The following is a 25,234-nucleotide window of genomic DNA, read 5'->3' on the forward strand; positions in this document are numbered from 1 at the left end:
TTAATTTCTAGAGACGTTAGCGCATTTTTGTAAGTCCTGATTTTATAATTCGCTAGAAATAATTTGAATTACCAGCACTACGTGAAATTGCCTTTGCTATAATTAATTAAAATGACAACTGAAAGGTGTTACTTTGAGAAACAGCGAAATACCAGATGACCCATATGAGTATCCCGAGGAGCCGATGGAATATCCAATAACTCCAGAGCCATTTGAACCTGGTTACCCTGAATTGCCTGAACCTGAACCCATTCAAACTCCTGAACCAGGATATGAAGAATAATTTAACAGGGATCGCCCATTAATCCCTTGAGTGCTTCACCAATATTTTTAGAGCGCATGAGGCTTTCCCCGATAAGAAATGTATTAATTCCATGAGACTGCATTAATTTAATGTCGTCACGTGTATTGATTCCGCTTTCTGTAATAATCATTTTATCTACGGGTACATACTGTTTTAACTGAATGCTTAATTGCATGTCGGTCTTAAAAGTATGCAAACTGCGGTTGTTTATGCCTATTAGTGGGGTAGGTAATTTTATGGCTCGTTCCAGTTCTTCTCTAGTATGACTTTCAACCAGTACAGACAGGTTAAGTTCCTGGGCTAGCTGACAAAAGTCGGTTAACTGTAGGTCATCCAGCATCGCAACAATAAGAAGTATGCAATCAGCGCCCAAAGCCAGACTCTCATGGATTTGATACGGATCGATAATAAAATCCTTTCGTAAAACGGGTAGATTGCATTGTGATTTTGCTAGCGCTAAATAATCAGGGTGACCTTGAAAAAAATTTTTATCGGTCAGAACAGAAAGACATTTTGCGCCATTTTTTGCATAAATAGTAGCAATTTCCCCGACATCAAAGTCTTCTCTAATGAGTCCTTTACTTGGAGAAGCCTTCTTAATTTCTGCAATGATTGCAGGGGACTGGCCGTGAAGTGCTGCCACAAAATCTCTTCTCTCAATAGAGTGTTCTTTGGAAAGGGAACTCAGGGGCTTATTTTTTTTTGAGTGTGCAACTTCTTCCAGCTTATGTTGAGCAATGCGTTGTAAAATACTATTCATGGTGTGATTCTTTATTTAAATTTTGAGTTAGGGTACGAAGATTGGTGAAACATTGAGCCGCTTTACCACTGTCTATTGACGTTTTAGCCTGTTCAAGAGCAAGGTCAAATGATAAATCATCTTTGGCACAATAAATTGCTGCTGCAGAATTAAGCAGAACCATGTCACGCGCTGGCCCCGATACCCCGGAAAATACGGATGTAATCAATTCAAGACTTTGCTGGGGTGAATCTACAATAATTGCATCCAGCGATCTGTGTTTTATACCATAATGCTCAGGATTGATTAACCATTCTTTATAAGCGCCATTACGGTACTCGATAACATCAGTAGGTGAAGCAATACTGATTTCATCCAGTCCATCATGCGAGCTGATCACCAGTGATCGTTTACAGCCTAAATTAGCCAGTACAGTAGATACAGGTTTTAACCAGGTACCAGGGTAAACTCCAACAACCTGTTTTTTAACTTGCGCCGGATTGACCAATGGACCCAGTAAATTAAACAGAGTTCTAATTCCTAATTGTTGACGCGCTGATCGTGCATGCTGCATGGCCGGGTGATAATGGGGGGCAAACAGAAAAGCCAAACCACATTGTTTGATGCAAGTATGCATCTGGTCGTCAGTAAGATTCAGAATAAATCCCGCCTGTTCCAATAAATCGGCACTACCACTACGGCTTGATACGGAGCGATTCCCGTGTTTAGCAACTTGAATTCCTGCTCCAGCTACTACAAAACTGCATGCAGTGGATACGTTAAACGTATTTTTACCGTCACCACCAGTGCCAACGATATCAATCAGATCCGCTCCCAGTTCAATAGGATGAGCTAATTTCCGCATTACCTCTGCGGCGGCGGTCAGTTCATTGGCTGTTTCACCCTTCATTCTCATGAGCGCCAAAAAGGTAGCGATTTGCGAATCATTCAATTGACCCGTCATACAGTCATTAATTACTTCATACATTTGAGAAGGACTCAGATCCTTCTTCGCGATTAGTTGTTCAAATAGCTGATTGGGTTTCATAACTTAAAAAATTCTCTAATAATTGCAAACCGTATTGGCTTAAAATTGCTTCCGGATGAAATTGTAGACCAAAAAGAGGATATTGACGATGTGAAATTGCCATAATTGTATTATCCGTCCAGGCATCTATAGAAAAACAGTCTGGTAAACTGGATTCTTCGACTGCCAGAGAGTGGTATCTTGTGGCTTTGAAGTTATTGGGAATGTTCTTGAAGAGTCCTTGGTTGTTATGGTGGATTTCTGAGGTTTTGCCATGCATGATTTCAGGAGCAGGGATAATCGTTCCCCCAAAAGCCTGAGCCAGGCACTGATGGCCAAGACAAACACCTAATATGGGAATTTCTTGATGTAATGCTTTGATTGCTTCTAATGAAATACCTGCCTCATCTGGCGATTTTGGGCCGGGTGAGATGACAAGAAATTCAGGCGCAAGCTCTCTTAAATCGCTTATAGTAATTTGATCATGAGGATGAACCGTAACTTCCTGGTTCAAACATTGAAAATATTGTACCAGGTTATAAGTAAATGAGTCGTAGTTATCAATCAGTAATAGCATTCGGATCCTATAAAGCAAAATCCTCGCCGAGGTATACAGCCCTTACTTGTTTATTCGCTAGAATGACTTCCGGAGCGCCTTCACATAAAATTTTGCCCTGGCTTACAATATAGGCTCGTTCACAAATATCCAGTGTTTCCCGGACATTATGATCAGTAATTAATACGCCAATACCATGATCGCATAAATGCTGAATAATTTTTTTAATGTCTATGACCGAAATAGGATCAACACCGGCAAAAGGTTCATCAAGTAAAATAAAGGAAGGTTCAATGGCCAAAGCTCTGGCGATTTCAACTCGTCTTCTTTCTCCGCCAGATAAGGACATCCCTAAACTTTTTTCAATATGGGTAATATGGAATTCCTGAAGAAGCAGATCCAGCTTTTCTTCGCGAGCCTGATCGTCTAAATCAGTTCTGAGTTGCAATATTGCCATGATGTTTTCGGCAACGGTCAGTTTACGGAATACCGAAGCTTCCTGTGGCAGATAGCTGATGCCTAATCGAGCTCTTTGGTGCATTGCTGAATGTGTAATGTCTTTACCATTAAGAATTATTTGACCTTCATCACAGGATTGCAGGCCAACTATCATATAAAAACAGGTGGTTTTACCTGCTCCATTAGGCCCAAGTAATCCAACACATTCGCCTTTTTTGATATTAATGCTAATGCCATTAACAACAGTTCTGGATTTAAATGATTTTTTTAACTCTTTGGCTTCTAATAGACTCATGTCGGTTTCTTTTCTGGATAGATAATGATTGTTGTTCTGGTTTTCCCGTCGCTTTCAGATACAACATGCTGCTCCAGGGTATCATAGCTAATTTTAGCCGCAGATAATGAATTGGTTCCTTGTTCTATACGTGCGTTACCAATTAACTCAATCAGATGTTTTAATGGATAATATTTTATAGTATCGGCATAGGCATGGAAGGGCGGTTTGTCTGGCCCGGTTTCTGTCCAGTAATGGGCTTGTTTGCCGTTTTCACCACTGGCTATGGCCAGGGTTAACTGATTTTTGGCATCACCATTAGTTATCGCCTTTGCAGCGTTTAAGTTGGTTGTACCCTGGATGAATTCAACATTCCCCGTATAAATTCCTTTATGGTTTTTTTGATTTAAATCAGCAGAGTCAGATACTACATGCATTATCTGTTCTTTGTCCGTGGGCAGGGCATATCCAACCATCAGGTTCAGCATCAGAATTAAAAATAAACTGAAGTTAACCTTTGGCTGGCTCATAGCTACCTCTGGCTTGGTGGAGCAATTCGACGCGTTTTTCATCAAGGTAAGCATTCATTCCAGTTGACTGAATGATATTTCCTGGTTGTTCAAAAGTTACGAACAAATCTGTAGTTGCTTTTTTTTCTTTAGGATAATAGGTTACTTCTTCTGTTTTCAAGGTGCTTTCCTGAGTTTTATCACCAGGATTTTGATGAACAACAACCTGTTCTATAAACTTAATGCGTTTACCACCATCATAGGATTTAGCTCGCAGTGAATTAATTTCCCATGCAGGTTGATCTTCCTGATTGATAATAATATGTGGTGTCTTAAGCAGGTGAATGTCATCTTTTGGAATATGTTCCATTAGCGGAGTGGTTAATAAATTAATAAGTATCCCTTCATTATTAAATTGACTGACCGTGAGTTGAGTGATTGTGGTATCAATAGTAGTCGATAAAACATCATTATCCAAACTGATATGTTTCTTGGAGTTGCTCAGATACCAACTTGAGCAGGTCAAAAGTGCCAGTGTTAAAAACAACCACATTACTTGTTTGATGGCATTCATTGTTTTAGATAACCTTCAAGTGCTAATTCCATTTTATCTTGTGCGTTCAAAATTAAGTCGCACAGTTCCCTTACTGCTCCACGACCACCTGTTTGTTGGGTTTGCCAATCAGCAAATTCTTTAACCTGGGGTACGGCATTTCCAACTGCTACTCCCAATCCTACTTGCTGAATTAGTGGTAAGTCGGGTAAATCATCGCCAATATATGCGAATTGTTCATCGTGTAGACCCAGGGTTTTTTTAAGTTGTTGGTAAGCATCGCGTTTGTCAACTTGCCCCTTGAAATAATGAGTAATTCCTAATTGTTTCATTCTGTGGTCTACAACTGCATTTCGAGCGGTAGTAATCACTGCAACTTCTATGCCAATTGCCATAAGAAGTTTTAAACCCATCCCGTCCTGGACATGAAATGATTTTAATTCATTGCCATGATTGTCTATGTGCAGCAGCCCATCGCTAAGGACTCCATCGACATCACAAATAAGGCATTGAATTTTTTTTGCTTTTTCAAATAATTCGTTCATTTTATTCTCTAAATTAAAAAACACCGGCTCTTAATAAATCATGTAAATGGAGCACAGCATGAGGTCTGTTCATATCATCCACTACTACTAATGAAGTGATACTGAATTTTTGCATAATCGCCAAAGCTTCAGCTGCCAGCATTCCCATATGGATGGTTCTGCAGTTGCGGGTCATTACTTCTTTAAGCTGAGTAGTATTAATATCGTATTGACGGGTTAAGGTTCTTCGAACATCACCATCAGTATAAACACCGACCAGATACCCTTGATTGTCTACAACGCAGGTCATGCCCAGCTTTTTGTCGGTTACTTCAATCAAGGCTTCACTAATAGTTGCCTTCTCATTTGTCAGAGGGAGCTGATCACCTTTATGACATAAATCATCAATTCGGAGTAACAGTTTTTTACCCAATGCACCACCTGGATGCGACAAGGCAAAGTCTTCGGCACTAAACCCGCGTGCCTGAAGAAGGGCTATGGCTAATGCATCTCCCATAACCAGGGAAACGGTAGTACTTGTTGTCGGAGCAAGACCCAATGGACATGCTTCTTGTTTGATGCTGACATCCAGATTGACATCAGCTGATTTAGCCAAGGTAGAATCAACATTGCCGGTTAGAGTTATCAACGGTACTTCAAGACGTTTTAATAAGGGCAGGATGGTTACAATTTCTACGGTATTACCGGAATGAGAAATTGCTACAACGGTATCCTGACGAGTGATCATGCCCAGATCACCATGACTTGCTTCTCCGGGATGCATAAAAAAAGCGGGGCTGCCGGTACTGGAGAAAGTAGCGGCCAATTTATTGGCTATATGCCCGGATTTGCCCATCCCGGTTACTACGATACGCCCTTTACAGGCAAGTAATAACTCACAGGCTTTTTCAAATCGAGCATCAATTCGCTGAGTTAATTCGAAGACAGCTTGTGCTTCAGTTTCAATAACTGCTAGTCCAAGTGTACAAAAATTCATAGGCAATTTGTATTTTTTTTTGTGTATTTTTCATTCTAACACAATGCTTTTGAATGATGTATCCCTATTTTTTTTTATAAATGAACTTTTTTTTAATTCAAACGCAATTAAAAACCACATTTTTTTTATAACCAGTATATACTTCTAAATTCATACTAAAATTGGAAATGAGAGCATGCCTGAAAATTGGGTTGAAATAAAAAATCTGACCTTTACACGGGATAACCGCTACATTTTTGATGGCATTGATATGGTAGTGAAACAGGGGAAAATCACTGCTATTATGGGGCCTAGCGGTTCAGGGAAAACCACATTACTAAGGTTGATAGGTGCCCAATTGACACCTGATAATGGTGACGTGTACGTCCACGGACAAAACATACATCAGCTTTCCCGCAAAGCTTTATATGAAGCGAGGCGTAATATGGGGCTGCTGTTTCAAAGCAGCGCGCTGTTTACTCATCTCTCCGTATTTGACAATGTGGCATTCCCATTGAGAGAACATACCCAATTAAATTCTTCCATGTTGCGTGATATAGTATTAATGAAGCTTGAAGCTGTAGGTTTACGTGGCGCAGCGGAACTGATGCCAGCCCAGTTATCTGGTGGAATGGCAAGGCGAGTGGCATTGGCGAGAACCATAGCGCTTGACCCTGAGCTTATGATGTATGATGAACCATTTACGGGACAGGATCCAATTTCAATGGGGGTTTTAGTGCGTTTAATAAAACGGCTGAATCAGTTGTTACATACCACAACCATTATTGTGTCTCATGATGTTGAAGAAACCTGTTCGATCGCAGATTATATTTATTTGATTTCAGGTGGAAAAATTATTGGCCAGGGAACTCCTGCTGAATTAATTCAATCCGCTGAACCACAGGTAAAACAGTTTATGCACGGTGAAGCAGATGGAGTAGTGCCTTTTCATTACCCGGCCAGACCTTATACAGAGGAGTTATTAGATGCTTGATACTATCGCGCGTCTTGGTAATCGGGGTATACAGGTATTACAAAATATCGGTAATTCAGGTTTATTCTTATTTACCATGTTGTTCAGAAGGCCTAATATACCTAAGTTATGGCCTTTGTTGCGCCATCAACTGTATTTCGTTGGTGTATTGTCCTGTTTGATTATCATTGTATCGGCTTTATTTATTGGCATGGTTGTTGGATTGCAAGGTTATAATACATTGCAAAAATTTGGCGCAGCAAGTCAGCTGGGACAATTACTGGCCTTAAGTATTGCAAGAGAGTTAGGACCGGTTATCAGTGCCTTGTTGTTTGCCGGAAGGGCGGGATCAGCACTGACTGCTGAAATTGGCCTGATGAAAGCAACAGAGCAATTATCCAGTATGGATATGATGGGTGTTGATCCATTAGGCAGAGTGATTTATCCGCGTTTTATGGCTGGGTTTATTGCTTTACCTGTCCTTGCATTGATTTTTTCTGCTGTAGCTATTTATGGCGGGTATTTTATTGGGGTACATTGGTTAGGTGTTGATGACGGCAGTTTCTGGTCTAATATGCAGGCGGCTGTTAATTTTCGTATTGATATATTTAGTGGCATTATTAAAAGTTTTGTTTTTGCTTTTGTTGTGACCTGGATAGCGGTATTCCAGGGGTTTGAGTGTGTGCCAACAGCGGAGGGCATTAGTCAGGCGACGACTAAGACAGTAGTATATTCATCGCTTGCTGTTTTAGGGCTCGATTTTTTGTTGACTGCAATGATGATTGGAGATTGGTAAATGAAAAAGCAACGTTATGTAGACATAAGTGTAGGAATATTTATGTTGCTTGGCCTATTGGCATTATTGGTAATGGCAATGAAAGTCAGCAGTTTTAATGATTTCATCTCTCGTAAAGGCTATCAGGTAACTGCGGATTTTACTGATATTGGTGGTTTAAAGGTAAGAGCTCCTGTTACTGTTGCTGGTGTTCGAATTGGTGAAGTGAGTCGAATTGAGTTACAACCAGGTGAACTCAACGCCAGGGTTACAATGACTTTAAGAAGTGATAAAAAGATACCCTACGAAGATTCCTCTGCACGAATTTTGACCGAAGGCTTGCTTGGTTCCAATTATATTAGTATTGTTCCCGGTTTTGAAGATGAGGAAAGTAATAATCATCCTTATTTGCGGGAAGGGGATGTGATTGCTAAAACTCAGGAAGCGATCATTCTTGAGAATCTTATAGGCCAATTATTATTTAATATTAAGAAATAGGTGAACCATGAGAGTATTGAAAACCATTTTATTAGTTGCTTGTATGTCCTTATCTCAAATGATGGCGGCACAGACATCTCCTGTACCTATGCTTGAACGCGCTGCTAATGATATTATTTCTACTCTCAAGGAAAACAAGTCTAGTCTGAAGAGTAATCCTTCCATTATTTACAAAGCAGTAGAAACCTATTTGTTACCTAATGTAGATGTAGCAGGTATGTCCCGATCAGTTTTAGGCCGTCAAGCATGGAATAAGGCATCTCCAGCTGAACGGACTGAGTTTTCTCAAGCTTTTACCCGATTGGTTATAAGAACTTACTCCAGCCCACTGGCTCAATATTCTGATGAAACCATCCAGTTTTTACCCTTACGTGGTTCTTTGAACAGTCGGTTTATCCGGGTTAATAGTGTAATTGTTCGTTCAAAAGGACAAAATATTCCCTTAAGTTACAGTTTGGTTGCAAAAAATGGACAATGGAAAATCTATGATATAAGTGTTGAAGGGGTTAGTTTATTACAGAGTTTCCGATCTCAGTTCGCCCAGGCACTGCAACATTCCAGCATTAATGAAGTGATTAAGGAAATGCAGAAAAAACAAGTTAAAAAGGCTTCATAATTGTGGATAAAATTAATTTTAAACCCGGTTCTGAACTTACTTTTAAATCAGTGGTGTCTGTACGCGCAAAGCTGTTTAAAGCGTTAATGGATGATACCAGTAATACCTTTTGTCTTGATTTAAGCGATGTGACGCATTGTGATAGCGCGGGCTTGGCATTGCTGATTGAAGCAAGAAAACTGTGTAAACACAGTAACAAGATATTTGAAGTGATAGGGATATCTCCAGAAACTCAGTCTTTAGCCGAATTTTGTGGAGTAAAGAGTATTTTAGAAACAGCATGAATAGAATAACCTGAATTAGGTCAATACTCATCATCCCTAAGACCCTGGCCTGCCTTTCGCGCAGGCTCGTTTTTTTAATATAAAACCTCCTTTGGTATGACTGTATAATCCTCATTTATTTTTTTTTTTACAACTAGGGTAAAAAAATTGTATTTATTTCAATTAGTGAGCTAACTTTATGTTAAGTAATGAAGAAATTGAACAGAGACTTAAAAGCATTGACGAAGTGCTTCATGTCGAAGTAACAGGCGATGGTTACCAGTATCAATTAATTATAGTAACCGATATTTTTTTAAATAAAACCAGGGTCGCTCGACAGCAATGGGTCTATGCACAGCTCAATGACTTAATTACCACTGGCAGGCTTCATGCTTTAAGCATGAAGACATGGACAAAAGAAGAATGGGGGAAGCAACATGGATAAATTATTAATAAACGGTGGTAAGGCATTACATGGGGAAGTAGTTATTTCGGGTGCGAAAAATGCAGCATTACCCATAATGGCTGCCAGTTTACTTGCCAGTGACCATGTAACCATTTCAAATGTTCCTCATTTAAAAGACATCACTACAATGATGGAACTTCTGGGACAACTAGGTGCACATTTAATTGTTGACGAAAAAATGAATGTGCAGGTAGATGCCAGCCAGGTCAATGAGTTTGTGGCTCCTTATGATTTAGTTAAAACAATGCGTGCTTCCATTCTGGTTTTAGGGCCAATGTTAGCGCGTTTTGGGAAAGCTGATGTTTCTCTTCCCGGGGGTTGTGCGATTGGTACTCGTCCAGTGGATTTGCATCTAAAAGCATTAAAGGCCATGGGCGCTGATATTACTGTTAAGAATGGTTATATCAATGCACGTTGTAAGCGAGGACGCTTGCAAGGACGTCGATTAATGTTTGATACCGTTACCGTAACGGGTACTGAGAATATACTCATGGCTGCAGTGCTTGCAGAAGGTACTTCTATTATTAAGAATGCTGCTCGTGAACCGGAAGTGGTTGATTTAGCGAATTTCCTGATTCAGATGGGCGCCAGAATTTCAGGAGCCGGAACATCAACTATTGAAGTTGAAGGTGTTGAGTCACTTGCTGGTGGAACTTACTCAGTTATGTCTGACCGAATAGAAGCAGGTACTTATCTTGCCGCGGGAGCATTGACCAGGGGGCATGTAACTGTAAAAAGAGTACGACCCGATACCTTACTGTCTCAATTATGCAAGTTTGAGGAAGCTGGGGCAGAGCTGACTATAGGCGAAGACTGGGTCAGTTTAAATATGCATGGCAAACGTCCTCAGGCGGTAAATATTTCAACGGCTCCTTATCCTGCTTTTGCAACTGATATGCAAGCGCAATTTATGGCGATGAATTCAGTCGCTGAAGGTTCTTCAACGATAGTTGAAACAATTTTTGAAAACCGTTTTATGCATGTGCAGGAATTGCAACGAATGGGCGCCCAGATTCAGCTTAATGGTAATACCGCGATTATTAATGGGGTTGAAAAATTAACGGGAGCACCTGTAATGGCAACTGATCTTCGTGCTTCAGCCAGTCTGATATTAGCGGGTTTGGTGGCTGAGGGAGAAACTGCCGTTGAGCGAATTTATCATGTTGATAGAGGTTATGAGCGTATAGAAGAAAAATTATCTCTTCTGGGTGCTGACATCAAGCGGGTTTCTGAACGGTGATTAAACGTAGTGAATTTAGCCTTTTCCTGAATGATTTGTTGAATTGTAGTAAATACAATGACTATGCTCCAAATGGCATTCAGGTTGAAGGAAAAGAGCAAATCAAACGCATCTGTACTGCAGTAACTGCATCTGAGGATATTATTTCTCAGGCAGTTGAATGGCGTGCAGATGCGCTTTTAGTACATCATGGTTATTTTTGGCGAGGCGAAGATCCTGTTATCACAGGAATGAAGCGCCAACGGATCTTTAAATTATTGAATCACGACATTAACCTGTTTGCTTATCATTTGCCCCTTGATTGTCATCCTGAGCTTGGCAATAATGCCTGTTTGGCTAAGTTATTGTTACTGGATTCTGTACAGATGCATAAAGTCGGTTCTACAGAAAATATGTTATGGACTGGCCTTCTGCCTGAACAAATGACAGATACTCAATTTAATGACGTTCTGGAACACTCTTTTGGCCGTAAGCCTCTTCATATAGCGGGTAATTCCAAAGACATAAAATCAATAGCGCTGTGTACTGGTGCTGCTCAGGATTATATCGAAAATGCTCATGCTTTGGGCGTTGATGCTTATATAAGTGGTGAGGTATCTGAACGTACTTATTATCAAGCGAAAGAATTAGGAATCCATTATTTTGCTTGTGGACATCATGCAACGGAGCGGTACGGGATTCAGGCATTAGGAAATTATTTAGCAAGTAATTTTAATTTGACCCATCTGTTTCTGGACAGCAATAATCCTGTTTAATCATATAATTAATTGAAAATTTCACATTAGACCATCAAATTGGAATTTATTAAAACAGATATACAGGTTTCACTATATTTTTATTCTGTCCTGTAGCAATCTCTCTTGTGCCTGCCCGGTATAGTGGGCTAACATGTGACAATAGTTGCTAAAGGATTGTTATAATGATCAATTTTAGAAGATTCCTGGTCTTTATATTTGTGCTTTGTTTTTTTTCGCTGCAAATAAATGCGAAGGGATTACAAAATAAAGCATTTAGAACGATCTGGCATCCAACTTACCTTGGAGAGCGTCTGGATTATTGCAGTTTTGATGGTAAAGAGTGTGGTAAGGAAGTTGCTAATCGTTATTGTCAAATGTTGGGCTATGATTATTCCAGTCAAAATGTGATTGCTTATAATGTTGGATTAACGAATTATTTAGCCAGCAGAGCACAATGCAAAGGTTGGCGTTGCAATGGGTTTATGACCATTAGTTGTACCATAGGATTGTCACATAATCCGCCTAAACCCTATCATTATCGTGAGAAACAATTTGCTTATCCTCGATACAATGATTATCGAGTGGATTGGTGTTATGACAAAAATAAGGGATGTGGAGCAAGAGCTGCTAATTCGTTTTGCAGTCGAATGGGTTTTCTCCAGGCAAAACGATTTGTGAAGGAAGCTCAAATCAGTGCAACTAAATCAATTGGAAGCCAGGAGTTGTGCTTTGGTAACCAATGTAATGCTTTTAAATCCATACTGTGCTATCGATAAATTATTTCATTCAGATTTGAATAAAAGGCTTTGTTGAATGTTAAACAGGTGTTTTTGATTATACTCAGGATTAACGGGAATTTTTTGTCTTCTTCATGGCGATTCCCGTGAATATACCGAATAGTGTTTAACTCGAAAAGAAGGTTAATGTCAGAACAATCTTATGAATGGATGGAACAATTCAGTATCAGTAATGGTTAATGAAGGATAAAACCTGATCTTTATCGTAGTAACTGCGGGCAATCCGTTGGTCGAGTAAATTGTATGTATTTAATAAAAAAAGAGCTGGTAATATCGGGGAATATACAGAATCAAGACTCTGCTGAGGATTTTTTTGTAAAACCACCATAAAATCGCACGTATAATTTTAGAGCGATAGGTTTTATGACAGTTAAGTAAATTTAATGCCAGAAGTTTGACAGTTGTGAAGTGCGTATCCGATACTTAAAATAAATTATCTCGAACTTAAGGATAGGTTTATGAGTGACAATGAGAAAATATACATCATTGATGAAAATGAAAATCGTTGTGACAAATTACGAACTATATTTGATTTTTTAGGACAAGCTACAGAAATTAGCAAATATAACAACTGGCAAATTATTACTAATCCTAACCCCGGGGTAATTATTCTGGGCGCAGAATTAATGCTCGAAAAAACCATGGATGAACTAGACGCATTGGTAAAGCATTTTTCCAAGGTTCCGATAATCGTTATTGATCAACAGTTAAGTTCCATTCAATGTGAAGATCGAAATGTCGTTGCATGTCTCTCTTTTCCATTCAGCTATGCTCAAATGCTAGAAGCATTGCATCGTTGTCAAATTGCTAAAGAAGCGGTTAAATTCATTACTGCGAGCTCTCAAAGAACTCCTTTATTCCGTAGTTTAGTGGGTACTAGTGAAAGTATTAGTCAGGTTCGTAAATTGATTGAGCAGGTTGCAAATACTGAAGCAAGCGTACTGATTTTAGGAGAGTCAGGAACTGGTAAGGAAGTTGTTGCTCGTAATATTCATTCTCTATCAGCTCGATCAAATAAACCGTTTATACCGATTAATTGTGGTGCTATTCCAGGCGAATTATTAGAAAGTGAATTATTCGGTCATGAAAAAGGAGCTTTTACCGGGGCTATTACTTCAAGGCAAGGTCGTTTTGAATTAGCTAACGGAGGAACTCTGTTTCTTGATGAAATTGGCGATATGCCCTTAGCCATGCAAGTTAAATTACTAAGAGTTTTACAGGAGCGTTGTTTTGAGCGAGTGGGATCGAACAAGAGCATTGATGTGAACGTTCGAATCATTGCAGCAACCCATCGAAATTTGGAAGTTGCAATACAAGAAGGTAAATTCAGAGAGGATTTATTTTATAGGCTTAATGTTTTTCCTATTGAAATGCCGCCACTGAGAAGTCGAAGTGCAGATGTGGTGCTCTTATTTAATGAACTCATTTCGCGTATCGAAGGTGAACACAGGCCAATTGTCCGATTAATGCCTGATGCTATGGATGCATTATGTAATTACAGTTGGCCAGGAAACGTTCGTGAGCTGGCTAACTTAGTGGAACGATTATCCATTTTATATCCTAATGGTATTGTATGTAAAAATGATTTACCCCAACGATTTCAAGGTGAATACAAGCTTTCTTATATGGAAATGAATTCATCAGGTACTGAGCGTGAAACCTTATTGCAAATCATCAGTCAGGATCAAACGCCTAATACAGATGGTATTGATTTGAAGGAGCATTTAGTCAAAACAGAGCTAGCCTTAATAAGTCAGGCTCTGGAAGAATCCGACTGGGTAGTAGCCCATGCAGCAAGTTATCTCAATATGCGACGGACAACATTAGTAGAGAAAATGCGTAAGTATGGTTTGACACGTCCTGAAAAAGAGGAGCGATAGACAATCAGCATCTTATTATGGACAACCCGTGAATCAGTAAGGTGTTTAAGTAAAAGTTTGTATATTATGTGAGATCTTATTAGCCCCGCAGTATACACTGCGAGGTTCGGGAACAGAGAACATTTGTTGTATCGTTTGCCCCATTCCTGATTGTTTTTATCAGATCTATCGTTCTGCTACCGTTTATGTCATAAAAGTACGAGTTGGCTTTTCGATCCTCATCTCTGTAAGAACTATTTGATATTTAGAAGTAATCACCGTGAGATAGAATGGAAAATATATTGGAAGAATGCGCTGCATATAATACAATCGTGGGAATAAAATGCTAATGGAATAATTATTTACTCTTTAAGGATGATGATTCTTACCCTTTTAGAGATGTACTTATGAAAATTATTCAAATTACGCGAACCGCCTCAGGAACAATAAAACCAGTGAGGGATCGAGTTTATTTACCCCGATCAGAATTTCATTGCAGGTATCCGTCATTATTGGATATGACCGATCCGGTGCGATGGACTACTTACCACAGAAGTGATTTTAAAAAAATCGAGGGAGCAACTAAAGATCAGTTTAAATTTCAGGGAAATCAGGAGTCAATAACTACGGGTATGTATCCTAAAACGGGTAATTTTTACAACCCATTTCATTTTACGAGTTATAAAAAAGCCTTAAAGCCGGTAAAAAAAGCACTGACAATTTCAGAGCCTGCTCTATGGTATGACAGGCTTTTAGTACAGCAAAAAAACATGGCTGCTTATGTTGTCAAACAAGTTAAAGAACGAGATCCGGATATTCTTATTAACGCAGATAATGATTATACCTGCGCACTGTTTTCCTTACCTAAACCAAAGGGTGAGAAAAATCCTAAAATTTGGAGTCAATTTTTATCAGTATACCTCATTGCATTTGCAAATACCCTTGCTCATGAACGAGGAATAAATATTGAAATGGTACATCGATCAAGCTTTGGGTGCTTGAGACCTTCGGTTGCAGATTGTGGCGAAAGTGTGCGTGTTAATCTAGGATTAACTCCAAAACCCTATGCAGATTGCGTGGTTGATGCGATCTTATATTTGCAAAAATTTGCCAAGAACCAGAAAGCCTTTAAAATTCCATTTCAATCTGTGGCATTGACTAACACACTGAATAATTATAATAAAATAAAATCAACGAAAACAAAACCAGTGAACATTCAACTTAAAGATACCCTTTGGAATACTTTATGGGCTCCAGGTGATAGTTCAAATAAATCTTTTGCAAGTCAAATATTCAGAAAATCAGTAGTTAAAGAGTGTTTAGTCGATTTGATTCAAAATGCTTGTCTAGCTCAGCCATTAGAAGATCTATTCGAAGATAAAAAAGCTTATAGTAAGGCGTTCATAGAACCCCTCAAAAAGGTGCTTCAATCCATTAAATTGAATGGCAAATCCCTTTCGATTCAACTTGATTGTGAGGATCTAAAATCTTATGAATGGGGTGCGGCCCAAAATGTTGAGGACGATGAGTTTTGGGCCTTGGCAGGAGAAATGGCAGAGCAGTTGGGGGCCACCAAAAGAGAGGTTGCGACTCTTATAAAGAAACAAAAAACTGAAGATTTTCATTCGTGTTTTGAAGCCTGGGTTGCAAATTTCATTTTTCAGCCTAAAGAAGATAATTCGGTTGAGGATGGCAATGGATCTGATTCTGAAGAAGAAGGCGAACTTGAAGTTAAAGGTGAGTCTCAGACTGTTCATGCAAAGAAAATAATTACAGCAACAGGAATGCGGGCAATACAACTGATTCATGCTGTAAGTAGAAAATACCTGCATGATAAATATCAAATAGATCCCTTGTATCTTACTTTCACTGCGAGCCAAATGTATTATGAAACGGATGAAGCATTATCAAAACATCCAATTCCTATTGATTATGTCCATGAAAAAACTAAAAAAAGAGTTCAGACAAACGTGGGATTTTTCGACATAAATCATTGCAACACAACGCATGAGGAAATGGCGGATGAAATTGCTTTAATTGATAAAAAGGATCGTATTTGTGCCATAGATGTCACTTCAGCTACAACTCGAGAAATTAATGAAACGCTGGTGCGACTCTATGAACAGCGACCTAATCTCGAGCTTATTTTAACAATCAGTAGTGGATTAAAAAACGAACAGGCAATGGGTGACTACAATCCTTATGGTACTGTACGTATCTTCTCAAAAAATCGTGATTCGCTTAATGAAATTTATGATGATTTGGTTGAGCTTGAAGAGCAATCTGGCTATCTACACCCAAAAGAAAGTCATTTAATAAGAAAATCCGCGAAATTAGCCGGAATGACTCCAACTAATGCGTCCATCTTAAGTTGATTTGCTCTAAACCTGCATTTACAGAGGACTATTCCTAGGGACTTTATGGCGGGGGGCTGAATCTTCGACCATCTGCAAAAAAAACAGTTCAGCTCTTCTCTCTGACGTCCCGCGGAAACTCCGTGGGACAGGGCAAAGATGTGATCAAAATTCAGGAATGGCCGCAAGTGAAATTGAAACTATGCCTTAGTTTTTAGACTAAGGCTTATTCTCAGTGGATTCTTCTTCAGTTTTTTCAGTTTTATTGATCGTTTCAGTTTTGACCTCTGCAGTTTTTACTTCTTCAGTTTTAACGGCTTCAGTTTTTACCTCTTCAGCAGGTGCTTCCTGATGTTCTCTTTTATGTTTGTAGTCTTGAATAATCTCTTCAACACTGTTCTTTATGCCTTTAAAGAGTTTACTGGTCATTGAAGATAATTCTTTTAAATCAGGTAGCTTGGATTTAAAATCGCTCATGTTTCACTCCCTTGCAGAAAATATATTGATTATATAATTATATACTCATATTAAATCTTTTGTTGAGCTTCCCTTATCCGATCACTGGGCTGTTCAATCAAGCCCAGGGATGCATCAAGTTCATAGCTGGTTTAAGCAGTTTATTCATCAACGTTGACTTCGGTTGGACGGTTACTTTATATGCCTTGTAGCGCCCCATTTTTTCGACAAGATATTCATCACTGGTGGATAGTTTATCTACCAGGCTGAGTTGAAACGCATCTGTTGCCAGCCAATGCTCACCCGTAGATACCTTATCCATATCCAATTGACTTCTGTTCATTAGGACATAGTCTCTAAATGCAGTATGTATTTTTTCCAGATCTTCCTGAAATTTTTTCCGGCCTTTATCTGTGTTTTCAGCGAAAAGAGTCAAGGTTCGTTTGTATTCACCAGCAGTTAATAATTCAATATCAATATCATTTTTCTTTAGCCAGCGGTGAAAATTCGGGATTTGAGCCACAACACCAATTGAACCAATGATTGCAAATGGAGCGGCTATAATTTGATTGGCTACACAAGCCATTAAATAACCCCCGCTTGCTGCCACTTTATCGATACTCACAGTCAAAGGAATGTTCTTTTCACGTATTCTTTGCAGTTGAGATGCCGCAAGTCCATAACCATTAACAGCACCGCCAGGACTATCCAATCTTATCAAAACTTCATCTTCAGGTTTGGCAATACTCAGAATGGAGGTAATTTCTTCACGGAGTTGTTCGACTTGAGATGCTTTTATATCGCCACTGAAATCAATGACGTATAGAGTTGGTTTTTTTTCTTTACTTTTTTTCGTTTTACTTAATTTTTTACCTAGAATCTCTTTGTTCATTAGGGATTGAATGTGTTCATATTGTTCATTCAGAGAAATAATTTCCAATTTAGGCTTGGGTTTACGGCCGATAGAAAAGATGCCTCCGATCAGTATTAAAAATGCAATAACCAGGGTAAAGCACTTGAGGAGAAACATACCGTATTCACTAAGAAATTCCATTGTTGACCTTTAAATAAATAAAACAGATTATGGCGATCCTAGGGTGACTTCGCAAGACAAAAATCGGGAAATTAAAAGGTTTGAGAGTTAAAAAACTTGTTTTGTCTTTTATTTATAGTTAGTCTCACTTTTTATGGTAAAAATACATTCCTATGCTTGAAGTTATCGATCTTTATTTTGATTACCAGGAACAACCTCTGTTACATCATGTTTCTTTTAAAGTGCCCCAGGGAGGGATTTTGCATTTGAAAGGAGCCAATGGAGCCGGAAAAACTACCTTACTCAAGTTAATTGCGGGATTGCATCAACCTTCGCAGGGGCAGATTTGTTTTGCTGGCCGACCTATATCCGAACAACGTGATGCATATCAAAGGGAACTGTGTTTTGTAGGTCATAAAACGGGCATTAACCCTTATCTTACCCTGAAAGAAAACTGTCTGTTTGATCTGAATTATGGGGATAACAAGACCGATATCACTGAACTGGCCGGACTGTTTCACCTGGAGCGATTTTTAGATCAACCTTGTGGTTTGCTTTCTGCAGGGCAAAGAAGGCAGGTGGGGCTTCTTCGATTATGGATGTCTGATAAGGCATTATGGTTGTTGGACGAACCACTGGTCGCTCTGGATCATACAGCGCTGATGACACTCATGAATAAAATAGAACAGCATCGATTACAAGGCGGCACGGTATTACTTACTTCTCATCAAAATCTGCCATTAAGCGATAGTGACTATCTGGAGTATCATTTGTGAATTCCAGCTTTGTATTATTTGTAACCCAATTCAAGCGTGAATGGTTAATCCAGATGCGGCAAATCAGATATTTGGTTAATTCGTGTTTATTTTTTTTAATGTTGCTGTTTATTTTTCCTTTAACGATAAGACCAGAAGTTCTTTTGATGAGAACCATAGCACCCGGTCTAATATGGATGGCTATTTTACTCTCCATGTTGCTCTCAGCGGAGCGACTGTTTCAACAGGACTATGAACAAGGTGTTATCGAGCAATGGCTGGTTTCAGGACAATCACTAAATCTTATAATCAGCGCAAAAGTATTGGCACATTGGTTGTTCAATTTGATACCTTTATTACTGCTGTCTCCTTTGGTGGCAGTTCTATTTTCTTTTTCAGTATGGGAAACCTGGATATTAGTACTTAGTCTGCTTTGCGGTACACCCGCATTATTCTATCTGTGCGCACTGGCAGCTGCTTTTGGCGTGGGAGTGAATCAAAGGGGAGCCTTAATGGCACTGATATTATTGCCTTTAACTCTTCCTTTACTAATATTTGGCAGTGGAACTTTGAACATTGCCATGCAGGGATTACCAATCAGTGGGTATTTGGCATTACTATTGGCAATGTCCGTAATTGCAGCTGGTTTTTTGCCTTATGCTATTTCTGGAGTAGTTCGAATCAGTCAGGTCGATTAATGCATCTTTTCGGTATATTTTGCGAAAGCACTGAGACATGGTAAAATCCGATTCTTTTTTCTGACTTTATTGTTTCCTATGTGGAAGTTTTTATATCAATTAGCCTCACCTAAAACATTTTACACTCTTTCCGGGCGAATTATCCCCTGGTTAGCAACTGGCGCATTGCTAACTATACTGATTGGTGTCATTTGGGGGCTTGTATTTGCCCCACCGGATTATCAACAAGGCGACGCATTTCGTATAATTTATGTACATGTTCCAAGCGCATTCCTCTCAATGGCTCTGTATGCCTGGATGGGCTTCCTGGCCGTTCTGCTTTTAGTTTGGCGTATTAAAATTGCTGGTTTGTTGATTAGCCTGGTAGCTCAACTGGGTCTTTGTATGGCTTTTCTCGCGTTGGTTACTGGCAGTATTTGGGGTAAGCCCATGTGGGGAGCGTGGTGGGTTTGGGATGCACGTTTGACTTCTGAATTAGTCCTTTTATTGCTTTATGCTGCTATTTTAGCGACTCATCATGCAGTAAAAAATAAGGAAGACGGTGATAAAATCATTGCGATACTCACTTTGGTAGGCTTGATTGATTTACCTATTATTCATTACTCGGTTTACTGGTGGAATACTTTGCATCAAGGGGCTACCTTATCCGCGTTTGCAAAACCTAAAATCGAAAGCAGTATGTTGTATCCATTATTGTTTACTCTGATTGGATTTTTCTTCTATTGTTTATGGATTATTTTGGAAAAGGCACGAAATGAATTATTAATCAGGGAAAAGAAGCAAGCCTGGGTTAAAATTCAATTCGAAGGAGAGCGTTAATGAATCCATTTTTTGAATGGCTGGCAATGGGTGGTTATTCTGCTTATGTCTGGCCTGCCTACGGATTGGTTGGTTTTGTGTTGATAATGAATCTTTATGGGATTAAACGGCAAAAGACTCGGACTCGTCAAAAACTGCAACGATGGTTTAAGAGATAAAATTTATGAACCCGGCAAGAAAACGAAAGTTACTCATGATACTTTTTTTTATGTCGATTTTAGCTATAGCCTCTGGTCTGGTTTTATATGCTTTAAGACAAAATATTAGCTTATTTTATACCCCAACCCAGGTCATAGCCGGAGAAGCGCCGCTGGCTCATCCTGTTCGAGTAGGGGGGATGGTTGAAAAGAACAGTATTATAAGAGCTAAGGAAGGCTTGGAAGTTCAATTTAAAATTACGGATTTTAATAAAACCATAACCGTAACGTATAAAGGTATACTGCCTGATTTATTTCGGGAAGGTCAGGGAATTGTTGCCGAAGGTGAGGTCATTGATTTGCACCATTTTCGGGCCAGTCAAGTGTTAGCAAAACACGATGCCAATTATATGCCCCCCGAAGTTAAAGCCGCTTTGGCTAAAAAGGTGAATTCATGATAGCAGAAATCGGCCTTTTTTCGTTAATCCTCGCATTAATTGTTGCCCTGATGTTGGCGATAATTCCTCTGGCGGGTTTATATCTGAAACGTGAAGCCTGGATGGATTCAGCTAAGACGTATGCTGGATTGCAGTTTCTGTTTGTCAGTCTTGCCTATATTTGTTTAACGTTCTGCTTTTTAAGTGATGATTTCTCTGTTTTATATGTAGTGAGTAATTCCAGTATATTATTACCCTGGTTTTATAAACTCTGTGCTGTCTGGGGTGGGCACGAAGGCTCCATGCTTTTATGGGTCGCTATTCTTAGTTTCTGGATGATTCTGGTAGGATATTTAAGTTCCAGTTTGGACAAGGAAATGCGCACTCGAGTATTGGTGGTATTGGGATGGCTGAGTATAGGATTCATTCTTTTTTTATTAACTACATCCAATCCTTTTTTACGTCAATTTCAGGTTTTAAATACTCAGGGACGTGATCTGAATCCATTATTACAGGATCCAGGATTCCTGTTTCATCCGCCTATGTTGTACATGGGGTATGTCGGTTTTTCTGTGGCTTTTGCTTTTGCTATAGCTGCATTGTGGGCAGGTAAAGTTGAAGCCAGCTGGTCTAAATGGACCAGGCCATGGACTTTGGCAGCCTGGTGCTGTTTAACAGCAGGCATAACGCTGGGAAGCTGGTGGGCCTACCGCGAGTTAGGTTGGGGCGGCTGGTGGTTCTGGGACCCCGTTGAGAATGCTTCATTTATGCCCTGGCTAGTCGGTACCGCATTACTTCATTCTCTTGCCGTGACCGAACAACGTCAACAATTTAAAGCCTGGACCATGCTATTGGCGATTGCTGCATTCTCTTTAAGCCTCATTGGAACTTTTCTTGTTCGTTCTGGAGTTTTAACCTCAGTGCATGCTTTTGCTGTGGATCCGCAGCGTGGCTTGTTTATTTTGGCTTTTCTATTGATTGTAATTGGCGGTTCGTTACTCATGTTTTTGTTTCGCGCACAAACACTGCAGACTGGCAACAGCCCCAGTCCTTTGTCTCGGGAGAGTGCGTTACTCCTGAATAATGTTTTTCTGGTTGTTATAATGCTGACCGTACTAATGGGTACAGTATATCCTTTATTGGTTGAAGGTTTGGGGCTGGGTAAACTCTCTGTAGGGGCTCCTTATTTCAATGCGGTATTCGTACCGTTGATGATACCTATGTTGTTGATCATGGGTATCGGGATTCATTTAAAGTGGAATAGTGATGGATGGAAGGCAGTTCATAAAAGGTTAAACTGGACTGCTCTTGTTAGTTTGTTAGTACCCGTAGCTTTATTGTGGGTGACATCCAGCCAGTTTGATGGATCAGCCTTAATGGGGTTGATGTTGGCCTTCTGGGTTTTATTAAGTACATCGAATGCGGTAATCCGGCGCATCAAGGAACGAGGTTTTGATGGAGTTGGTCAAGCCTATTGGGGCATGGTAGTGGCACATTGTGGTGTTGCGGCTTCCGTCATTGGCGTTGCGGTTTCCACTGCATATGGAGTACAGGACGATGTGCAGATGGCGCCTGGCTCTAAAGTTTCTCTTGTTGCCTATCAAATAGAATTTATTAATCAATCTGATTTGGTTGGACCGAACTATAAAGGGACAAGAGCCGAGTTTAAAATCAGCCATAATGACCAAACCAGCCTGATCTATCCTGAAAAAAGAGTGTACTCAATTGGACAAATGGCTATGACAGAGTCAGCCATAGACGTGACTCCATTTAGAGACATCTACGTCGCTTTGGGTGAGCCACTGAATGATAACTCCTGGTCTGTACGACTTTATTATAAACCTTTTGTACGCTGGATCTGGGGTGGAGGGTTTATGATTCTTGCTGGCGGTTTTCTAGCCTTGACTGATAGAAGGTATTATAAAAGCAGAAAAGCAGTTGCTCTTCGTACTCAGGAGTTGGAGGCATGAAAACAATTGGTTGGAGAATAATTCCTGTTGTTCTGTTTTTATTATTGAGTTTTTTTCTTTGGCGCGGACTTTCTTTAGATCCGCATCAATTACCCTCGGTACAACTTGGAAAGGCAGTCCCCGAATTTACTTTACCGCAACTCCAAAATCCTGCGGCGACATTCAGTTCAAATCAACTACGTAATCAGGTCGTTTTGCTTAATGTTTGGGCCAGTTGGTGTCAGGCCTGTGTTGAAGAACAGGTTTTTATGCTGCAATTGGCTCGTGAAGGGGTGCCTGTGTATGGGCTAAATTATAAAGATACATCGGCTGATGCACTACAGTGGCTAGAGCAATGGGGTAATCCTTATAAACTGGTGGCTCAGGATAGCGAAGGCAAGGTCGCAATTGATTTAGGTGTTTATGGAGCACCTGAGACTTTTGTTATTGATAAACAGGGTATTATTCGTTATAGGCATGTTGGGATAATGACTCAGGAGGTCTGGTTAAAGGATATATTGCCTCTAATGAAGAAATTGGAGCAGGTTTCATGAGAGCAGCTTATTTATTATGCTTCGGGTTAGTTGTTTTTTTGCTCATGCCTGTGTGTTTTGCCAACAGCGTATACCCTCTGGATTCAGCCAGAAAGGAAGCTCAATTTAATCATCTATTAAAAGATTTGCGATGTTTGGTCTGTCAGAACCAGGATTTGGCAGATTCAAATGCCGAATTGGCTAAGGATTTACGTTTACAGGTCTATCACTTGGTTCAAGAAGGCAAAAGCGATAATGAGATCAATGACTACCTGACTTCCCGGTACGGTGACTTTATTCTTTTTAAACCGCCAGTAAAGGCAGTTACATTATTATTATGGTTTGGCCCATTTGTCTTTTTATTGCTGGGCTTCCTGATTTTTTGGCGAACATGTTTTAAGCGAAGATCCTATGAATGAATGGTGGTTAATCAGTATTTTGGTTTTAATAACCATTGCTGCAAGTATTCTAATAATATATCCCTTAAAGTCTACTGTATTGACGCGTATCGTGCTGGTGCCCATAATTTTTTTGATGGCTTCTACCGGTTATTATTTTTGGGGTGGATTTGCAGAGTGGCAGGATTATATTCATCAAAATGAGTCCAGGGAACGCGCTCAACAAGTGCTTAAATCAATCAAAAGCCCTCAGGAATTGATCGATAAATTGAGAGCAAAACTGGATGACAGTCCAAAGAGTGCTAAAGGGTGGTATTTATTGGGTAGGTTATATACCAGTAATAATGAGACAAACAATGCGTCTCAAGCCTTTGCTAAGGCGCATCTTTTAAATCCCGAAGATGAACAGTATGCTGTGAATTATGCACACAGTCTCTGGTTGATGAACAATCAACAATTCAGTGCAGAAATTATTAAGTTATTTAAAAATCTACTGAACAAGAATCCTAATCAACCCGATGCGTTAGCCATGCTTGCCATGAACGCTTACATGAGTCATGATTACAAAGATGCGATAGCTTATTGGCAACGGCTGTTAGTTATGGCGCCAGATCAATCTGAAGAATCTCAATCTATTCGTAAGGCTATTGCAAAAGCGCAGGATCAAATTAATTTAGGGAGTAAGTAAAAATGACGGATAAAGTATATCGATTAATTGAATTAATTGGTACTTCACAGGAAAGTATAGAGAAGGCTATTGATAATGCAATAATGGCAGCAAAATCTCACGGTAAACTGGAGTGGTTTGAAGTGATGGAAACCAGAGGCTTTATCGATAATAATAAAGTCAAATACTATCAGGTTCATGTGAAAATTGGTTATTACAGTTAGTACAGCGTTTCACTAGATATCAAGGTTTGGAAATAAACGCATTATTTTTTATATAAAACCTTAATAATTTATCAGTCCAATCTTTAGCATAGTGAACACCGATTCTAGGTTTTTCCATTATCGTGAAGAGTGTTTGATCATTGGCGTCCGCTATATAAAAAGTGTCGCCAGTTAAATCATGTCGATTAAATCTTTTATCAATATTCATGGCCCTGGATAATAATCCAGGCCCCTGAGTTCTTCCTATGGTATTTTGAACAGGTTCCAATGCCCTTATTAATACCGCTGAACCAATTCCTTCTTTTTCTGTAACTACGTTAGTGCAATAGTACATTCCATAGATCAAATAAATATAGGCAAATCCTGCAGGTCCATACATCACTTCAGTACGTTTGGTTATTCCTTTCGATGAATGCGACGCTAAATCCTGTTGTCCAAGATATGCCTCCACTTCTACAATTTTACCGATCCGTTTCATACCTTCATCATCATGTACCAGAACTTTACCTAACAGGTCTTTGGCAACCTGTATCGTGTCTCTTTGATAAAATTCTTTAGGAAGTTTCTGCATTGATTTTCATTGTTGTCTGGAATGAGTCATAAGTCTAATGGTGTTAGGATTGATAATA

Annotated in this window: 32 protein-coding genes; 21 read left to right on the forward strand and 11 right to left on the reverse strand. The window is 39.5% G+C overall.

All coding sequences use genetic code 11. The features are described 5' to 3' along the window. Positions 1–284: 284 nt before the first annotated feature. Genes trpC through Lqua_RS10545 form a run of 8 tightly spaced genes read right to left on the reverse strand, consistent with a single transcriptional unit; the run spans position 285 to position 5,942 of the window. Positions 285–1,064: an indole-3-glycerol phosphate synthase TrpC gene (trpC, locus tag Lqua_RS10510; RefSeq protein ID WP_058474231.1), complete on the reverse strand. Its 780-nt coding sequence runs from the start codon at positions 1,062–1,064 to the stop codon at positions 285–287. After that, on the reverse strand, positions 1,057–2,091 hold the full coding sequence (trpD, locus tag Lqua_RS10515) for an anthranilate phosphoribosyltransferase (RefSeq protein WP_058474232.1): 1,035 nt from the start codon (positions 2,089–2,091) through the stop codon (positions 1,057–1,059). Before trpD ends, trpC begins: the two co-directional genes overlap by 8 nt. Next, complete coding sequence (locus Lqua_RS10520) at positions 2,069–2,647, reverse strand: anthranilate synthase component II (RefSeq protein ID WP_058474233.1); 579 nt, start codon at positions 2,645–2,647, stop codon at positions 2,069–2,071. Before Lqua_RS10520 ends, trpD begins: the two co-directional genes overlap by 23 nt. A 7-nt stretch (positions 2,648–2,654) precedes the next feature. Continuing rightward, positions 2,655–3,380 carry an LPS export ABC transporter ATP-binding protein gene (gene lptB / locus Lqua_RS10525; protein WP_058474234.1) on the reverse strand — a complete coding sequence of 242 codons (726 nt, stop codon included), beginning with the start codon at positions 3,378–3,380 and terminating at the stop codon, positions 2,655–2,657. Beyond that, a complete protein-coding gene (gene lptA, locus Lqua_RS10530; protein WP_058474235.1) occupies positions 3,377–3,889 on the reverse strand; it encodes a lipopolysaccharide transport periplasmic protein LptA in 513 nt (170 codons plus the stop codon). Before lptA ends, lptB begins: the two co-directional genes overlap by 4 nt. Continuing rightward, the gene (lptC, locus tag Lqua_RS10535) at positions 3,870–4,442 is read right to left on the reverse strand and encodes an LPS export ABC transporter periplasmic protein LptC (RefSeq protein WP_058474236.1); all 573 of its coding nucleotides are present in this window, start codon (positions 4,440–4,442) and stop codon (positions 3,870–3,872) included. The genes lptA and lptC overlap by 20 nt, the downstream gene beginning before the upstream one ends. Beyond that, a complete protein-coding gene (kdsC, locus tag Lqua_RS10540; protein ID WP_058474403.1) occupies positions 4,439–4,966 on the reverse strand; it encodes a 3-deoxy-manno-octulosonate-8-phosphatase KdsC in 528 nt (175 codons plus the stop codon). Before kdsC ends, lptC begins: the two co-directional genes overlap by 4 nt. Positions 4,967–4,979: 13 nt before the next feature. Then, positions 4,980–5,942 (reverse strand): KpsF/GutQ family sugar-phosphate isomerase, encoded by a 963-nt coding sequence (locus Lqua_RS10545; RefSeq protein ID WP_058474237.1) that lies wholly within the window; start codon positions 5,940–5,942, stop codon positions 4,980–4,982. Positions 5,943–6,117: 175 nt separating this feature from the next. Between Lqua_RS10545 and Lqua_RS10550 the strand changes: the two genes are divergently transcribed. From Lqua_RS10550 to Lqua_RS10600, 11 genes are all read left to right on the forward strand, one after another. Next, positions 6,118–6,915: an ATP-binding cassette domain-containing protein gene (locus tag Lqua_RS10550; RefSeq protein ID WP_058474238.1), complete on the forward strand. Its 798-nt coding sequence runs from the start codon at positions 6,118–6,120 to the stop codon at positions 6,913–6,915. Next, positions 6,908–7,690 (forward strand): lipid asymmetry maintenance ABC transporter permease subunit MlaE, encoded by a 783-nt coding sequence (mlaE, locus tag Lqua_RS10555; RefSeq protein ID WP_058474239.1) that lies wholly within the window; start codon positions 6,908–6,910, stop codon positions 7,688–7,690. The genes Lqua_RS10550 and mlaE overlap by 8 nt, the downstream gene beginning before the upstream one ends. After that, positions 7,691–8,167, forward strand: a complete 477-nt coding sequence (mlaD, locus tag Lqua_RS10560) for an outer membrane lipid asymmetry maintenance protein MlaD (protein ID WP_058474240.1) — start codon at positions 7,691–7,693, stop codon at positions 8,165–8,167. Positions 8,168–8,174: 7 nt separating this feature from the next. Next, complete coding sequence (locus tag Lqua_RS10565; protein ID WP_058474241.1) at positions 8,175–8,783, forward strand: MlaC/ttg2D family ABC transporter substrate-binding protein; 609 nt, start codon at positions 8,175–8,177, stop codon at positions 8,781–8,783. A 2-nt stretch (positions 8,784–8,785) separates the two neighbouring features. Next, positions 8,786–9,067: an STAS domain-containing protein gene (locus Lqua_RS10570; RefSeq protein WP_058474242.1), complete on the forward strand. Its 282-nt coding sequence runs from the start codon at positions 8,786–8,788 to the stop codon at positions 9,065–9,067. A gap of 178 nt (positions 9,068–9,245) precedes the next feature. Further along, a complete protein-coding gene (locus Lqua_RS10575) occupies positions 9,246–9,491 on the forward strand; it encodes a BolA family protein (RefSeq protein ID WP_028385145.1) in 246 nt (81 codons plus the stop codon). After that, positions 9,484–10,752 (forward strand): UDP-N-acetylglucosamine 1-carboxyvinyltransferase, encoded by a 1,269-nt coding sequence (gene murA / locus Lqua_RS10580; RefSeq protein ID WP_058474243.1) that lies wholly within the window; start codon positions 9,484–9,486, stop codon positions 10,750–10,752. The genes Lqua_RS10575 and murA overlap by 8 nt, the downstream gene beginning before the upstream one ends. Continuing rightward, positions 10,749–11,507 carry a Nif3-like dinuclear metal center hexameric protein gene (locus Lqua_RS10585; RefSeq protein WP_083501310.1) on the forward strand — a complete coding sequence of 253 codons (759 nt, stop codon included), beginning with the start codon at positions 10,749–10,751 and terminating at the stop codon, positions 11,505–11,507. The genes murA and Lqua_RS10585 overlap by 4 nt, the downstream gene beginning before the upstream one ends. A gap of 164 nt (positions 11,508–11,671) precedes the next feature. Beyond that, positions 11,672–12,265 carry a hypothetical protein gene (locus tag Lqua_RS10590; RefSeq protein ID WP_058474244.1) on the forward strand — a complete coding sequence of 198 codons (594 nt, stop codon included), beginning with the start codon at positions 11,672–11,674 and terminating at the stop codon, positions 12,263–12,265. Between the two features lie 479 nt (positions 12,266–12,744). Beyond that, positions 12,745–14,166: a sigma-54 dependent transcriptional regulator gene (locus Lqua_RS10595; RefSeq protein WP_058474245.1), complete on the forward strand. Its 1,422-nt coding sequence runs from the start codon at positions 12,745–12,747 to the stop codon at positions 14,164–14,166. 386 nt (positions 14,167–14,552) lie between these two features. Continuing rightward, positions 14,553–16,520 carry a hypothetical protein gene (locus Lqua_RS10600; protein WP_058474246.1) on the forward strand — a complete coding sequence of 656 codons (1,968 nt, stop codon included), beginning with the start codon at positions 14,553–14,555 and terminating at the stop codon, positions 16,518–16,520. A gap of 198 nt (positions 16,521–16,718) precedes the next feature. On the opposite strand, the gene Lqua_RS10605 is transcribed toward Lqua_RS10600, so the two are convergent. Next, positions 16,719–16,976 (reverse strand): hypothetical protein, encoded by a 258-nt coding sequence (locus Lqua_RS10605; RefSeq protein ID WP_058474247.1) that lies wholly within the window; start codon positions 16,974–16,976, stop codon positions 16,719–16,721. A gap of 97 nt (positions 16,977–17,073) precedes the next feature. Further along, positions 17,074–18,009, reverse strand: coding sequence for a protease SohB (gene sohB / locus Lqua_RS10610; RefSeq protein ID WP_058474248.1), 936 nt, complete (start codon positions 18,007–18,009; stop codon positions 17,074–17,076). 152 nt (positions 18,010–18,161) lie between these two features. On the opposite strand from sohB, the gene ccmA reads away from it, so the two are divergent. The 10 genes from ccmA to Lqua_RS10660 all read left to right on the forward strand — a co-directional run bounded on the left by ccmA (position 18,162) and on the right by Lqua_RS10660 (position 24,605). Then, positions 18,162–18,764, forward strand: coding sequence for a cytochrome c biogenesis heme-transporting ATPase CcmA (ccmA, locus tag Lqua_RS10615; protein WP_058474249.1), 603 nt, complete (start codon positions 18,162–18,164; stop codon positions 18,762–18,764). Further along, positions 18,761–19,441: a heme exporter protein CcmB gene (gene ccmB, locus Lqua_RS10620; RefSeq protein ID WP_058474250.1), complete on the forward strand. Its 681-nt coding sequence runs from the start codon at positions 18,761–18,763 to the stop codon at positions 19,439–19,441. The genes ccmA and ccmB overlap by 4 nt, the downstream gene beginning before the upstream one ends. A gap of 78 nt (positions 19,442–19,519) precedes the next feature. Continuing rightward, the gene (ccmC, locus tag Lqua_RS10625) at positions 19,520–20,260 is read left to right on the forward strand and encodes a heme ABC transporter permease CcmC (RefSeq protein WP_058474251.1); all 741 of its coding nucleotides are present in this window, start codon (positions 19,520–19,522) and stop codon (positions 20,258–20,260) included. Further along, positions 20,260–20,418: a heme exporter protein CcmD gene (gene ccmD / locus Lqua_RS10630; protein ID WP_058474252.1), complete on the forward strand. Its 159-nt coding sequence runs from the start codon at positions 20,260–20,262 to the stop codon at positions 20,416–20,418. The genes ccmC and ccmD overlap by 1 nt, the downstream gene beginning before the upstream one ends. A 5-nt stretch (positions 20,419–20,423) precedes the next feature. Continuing rightward, positions 20,424–20,855, forward strand: a complete 432-nt coding sequence (gene ccmE / locus Lqua_RS10635; protein ID WP_058474253.1) for a cytochrome c maturation protein CcmE — start codon at positions 20,424–20,426, stop codon at positions 20,853–20,855. Continuing rightward, positions 20,852–22,804 (forward strand): heme lyase CcmF/NrfE family subunit, encoded by a 1,953-nt coding sequence (locus tag Lqua_RS10640; protein WP_058474254.1) that lies wholly within the window; start codon positions 20,852–20,854, stop codon positions 22,802–22,804. The genes ccmE and Lqua_RS10640 overlap by 4 nt, the downstream gene beginning before the upstream one ends. Beyond that, positions 22,801–23,337, forward strand: a complete 537-nt coding sequence (locus tag Lqua_RS10645; RefSeq protein WP_058474255.1) for a DsbE family thiol:disulfide interchange protein — start codon at positions 22,801–22,803, stop codon at positions 23,335–23,337. Before Lqua_RS10640 ends, Lqua_RS10645 begins: the two co-directional genes overlap by 4 nt. Further along, entirely contained in the window at positions 23,334–23,735 is a 402-nt protein-coding gene (locus tag Lqua_RS10650; protein ID WP_058474256.1) for a cytochrome c-type biogenesis protein, read from the forward strand. The genes Lqua_RS10645 and Lqua_RS10650 overlap by 4 nt, the downstream gene beginning before the upstream one ends. Further along, on the forward strand, positions 23,728–24,402 hold the full coding sequence (locus Lqua_RS10655; protein WP_058474257.1) for a tetratricopeptide repeat protein: 675 nt from the start codon (positions 23,728–23,730) through the stop codon (positions 24,400–24,402). The genes Lqua_RS10650 and Lqua_RS10655 overlap by 8 nt, the downstream gene beginning before the upstream one ends. A 2-nt stretch (positions 24,403–24,404) precedes the next feature. Continuing rightward, positions 24,405–24,605 carry a dodecin gene (locus tag Lqua_RS10660; protein ID WP_058474258.1) on the forward strand — a complete coding sequence of 67 codons (201 nt, stop codon included), beginning with the start codon at positions 24,405–24,407 and terminating at the stop codon, positions 24,603–24,605. 19 nt (positions 24,606–24,624) lie between these two features. Here the strand turns inward: Lqua_RS10660 and Lqua_RS10665 are convergent, their stop codons facing one another. Continuing rightward, the gene (locus Lqua_RS10665) at positions 24,625–25,176 is read right to left on the reverse strand and encodes a DNA-3-methyladenine glycosylase (RefSeq protein WP_058474259.1); all 552 of its coding nucleotides are present in this window, start codon (positions 25,174–25,176) and stop codon (positions 24,625–24,627) included. Positions 25,177–25,234 lie beyond the last annotated feature (58 nt).

It is taken from the genome of Legionella quateirensis (assembly GCF_001467955.1).
In the GTDB taxonomy this organism is placed as follows: domain Bacteria; phylum Pseudomonadota; class Gammaproteobacteria; order Legionellales; family Legionellaceae; genus Legionella; species Legionella quateirensis.

Coding starts and splice junctions, on each gene's coding strand:
- Lqua_RS10565 (WP_058474241.1), top strand. CDS start 8,175: ATGAGAGTATTGAAAACCATTTTATTAGTTGCTTGTATGTCCTTATCT.
- Lqua_RS10650 (WP_058474256.1), top strand. CDS start 23,334: ATGAGAGCAGCTTATTTATTATGCTTCGGGTTAGTTGTTTTTTTGCTC.
- Lqua_RS10665 (WP_058474259.1), bottom strand. CDS start 25,176: ATGCAGAAACTTCCTAAAGAATTTTATCAAAGAGACACGATACAGGTT.
- Lqua_RS10590 (WP_058474244.1), top strand. CDS start 11,672: ATGATCAATTTTAGAAGATTCCTGGTCTTTATATTTGTGCTTTGTTTT.
- lptA (WP_058474235.1), bottom strand. CDS start 3,889: ATGAGCCAGCCAAAGGTTAACTTCAGTTTATTTTTAATTCTGATGCTG.
- Lqua_RS10550 (WP_058474238.1), top strand. CDS start 6,118: ATGCCTGAAAATTGGGTTGAAATAAAAAATCTGACCTTTACACGGGAT.
- Lqua_RS10655 (WP_058474257.1), top strand. CDS start 23,728: ATGAATGAATGGTGGTTAATCAGTATTTTGGTTTTAATAACCATTGCT.
- mlaD (WP_058474240.1), top strand. CDS start 7,691: ATGAAAAAGCAACGTTATGTAGACATAAGTGTAGGAATATTTATGTTG.
- lptB (WP_058474234.1), bottom strand. CDS start 3,380: ATGAGTCTATTAGAAGCCAAAGAGTTAAAAAAATCATTTAAATCCAGA.
- Lqua_RS10660 (WP_058474258.1), top strand. CDS start 24,405: ATGACGGATAAAGTATATCGATTAATTGAATTAATTGGTACTTCACAG.
- ccmA (WP_058474249.1), top strand. CDS start 18,162: ATGCTTGAAGTTATCGATCTTTATTTTGATTACCAGGAACAACCTCTG.
- trpC (WP_058474231.1), bottom strand. CDS start 1,064: ATGAATAGTATTTTACAACGCATTGCTCAACATAAGCTGGAAGAAGTT.
- Lqua_RS10645 (WP_058474255.1), top strand. CDS start 22,801: ATGAAAACAATTGGTTGGAGAATAATTCCTGTTGTTCTGTTTTTATTA.
- sohB (WP_058474248.1), bottom strand. CDS start 18,009: ATGGAATTTCTTAGTGAATACGGTATGTTTCTCCTCAAGTGCTTTACC.
- Lqua_RS10605 (WP_058474247.1), bottom strand. CDS start 16,976: ATGAGCGATTTTAAATCCAAGCTACCTGATTTAAAAGAATTATCTTCA.
- Lqua_RS10600 (WP_058474246.1), top strand. CDS start 14,553: ATGAAAATTATTCAAATTACGCGAACCGCCTCAGGAACAATAAAACCA.
- ccmC (WP_058474251.1), top strand. CDS start 19,520: ATGTGGAAGTTTTTATATCAATTAGCCTCACCTAAAACATTTTACACT.
- ccmE (WP_058474253.1), top strand. CDS start 20,424: ATGAACCCGGCAAGAAAACGAAAGTTACTCATGATACTTTTTTTTATG.
- mlaE (WP_058474239.1), top strand. CDS start 6,908: ATGCTTGATACTATCGCGCGTCTTGGTAATCGGGGTATACAGGTATTA.
- Lqua_RS10520 (WP_058474233.1), bottom strand. CDS start 2,647: ATGCTATTACTGATTGATAACTACGACTCATTTACTTATAACCTGGTA.
- lptC (WP_058474236.1), bottom strand. CDS start 4,442: ATGAATGCCATCAAACAAGTAATGTGGTTGTTTTTAACACTGGCACTT.
- ccmD (WP_058474252.1), top strand. CDS start 20,260: ATGAATCCATTTTTTGAATGGCTGGCAATGGGTGGTTATTCTGCTTAT.
- Lqua_RS10545 (WP_058474237.1), bottom strand. CDS start 5,942: ATGAATTTTTGTACACTTGGACTAGCAGTTATTGAAACTGAAGCACAA.
- Lqua_RS10595 (WP_058474245.1), top strand. CDS start 12,745: ATGAGTGACAATGAGAAAATATACATCATTGATGAAAATGAAAATCGT.
- murA (WP_058474243.1), top strand. CDS start 9,484: ATGGATAAATTATTAATAAACGGTGGTAAGGCATTACATGGGGAAGTA.
- kdsC (WP_058474403.1), bottom strand. CDS start 4,966: ATGAACGAATTATTTGAAAAAGCAAAAAAAATTCAATGCCTTATTTGT.
- Lqua_RS10575 (WP_028385145.1), top strand. CDS start 9,246: ATGTTAAGTAATGAAGAAATTGAACAGAGACTTAAAAGCATTGACGAA.
- trpD (WP_058474232.1), bottom strand. CDS start 2,091: ATGAAACCCAATCAGCTATTTGAACAACTAATCGCGAAGAAGGATCTG.
- Lqua_RS10640 (WP_058474254.1), top strand. CDS start 20,852: ATGATAGCAGAAATCGGCCTTTTTTCGTTAATCCTCGCATTAATTGTT.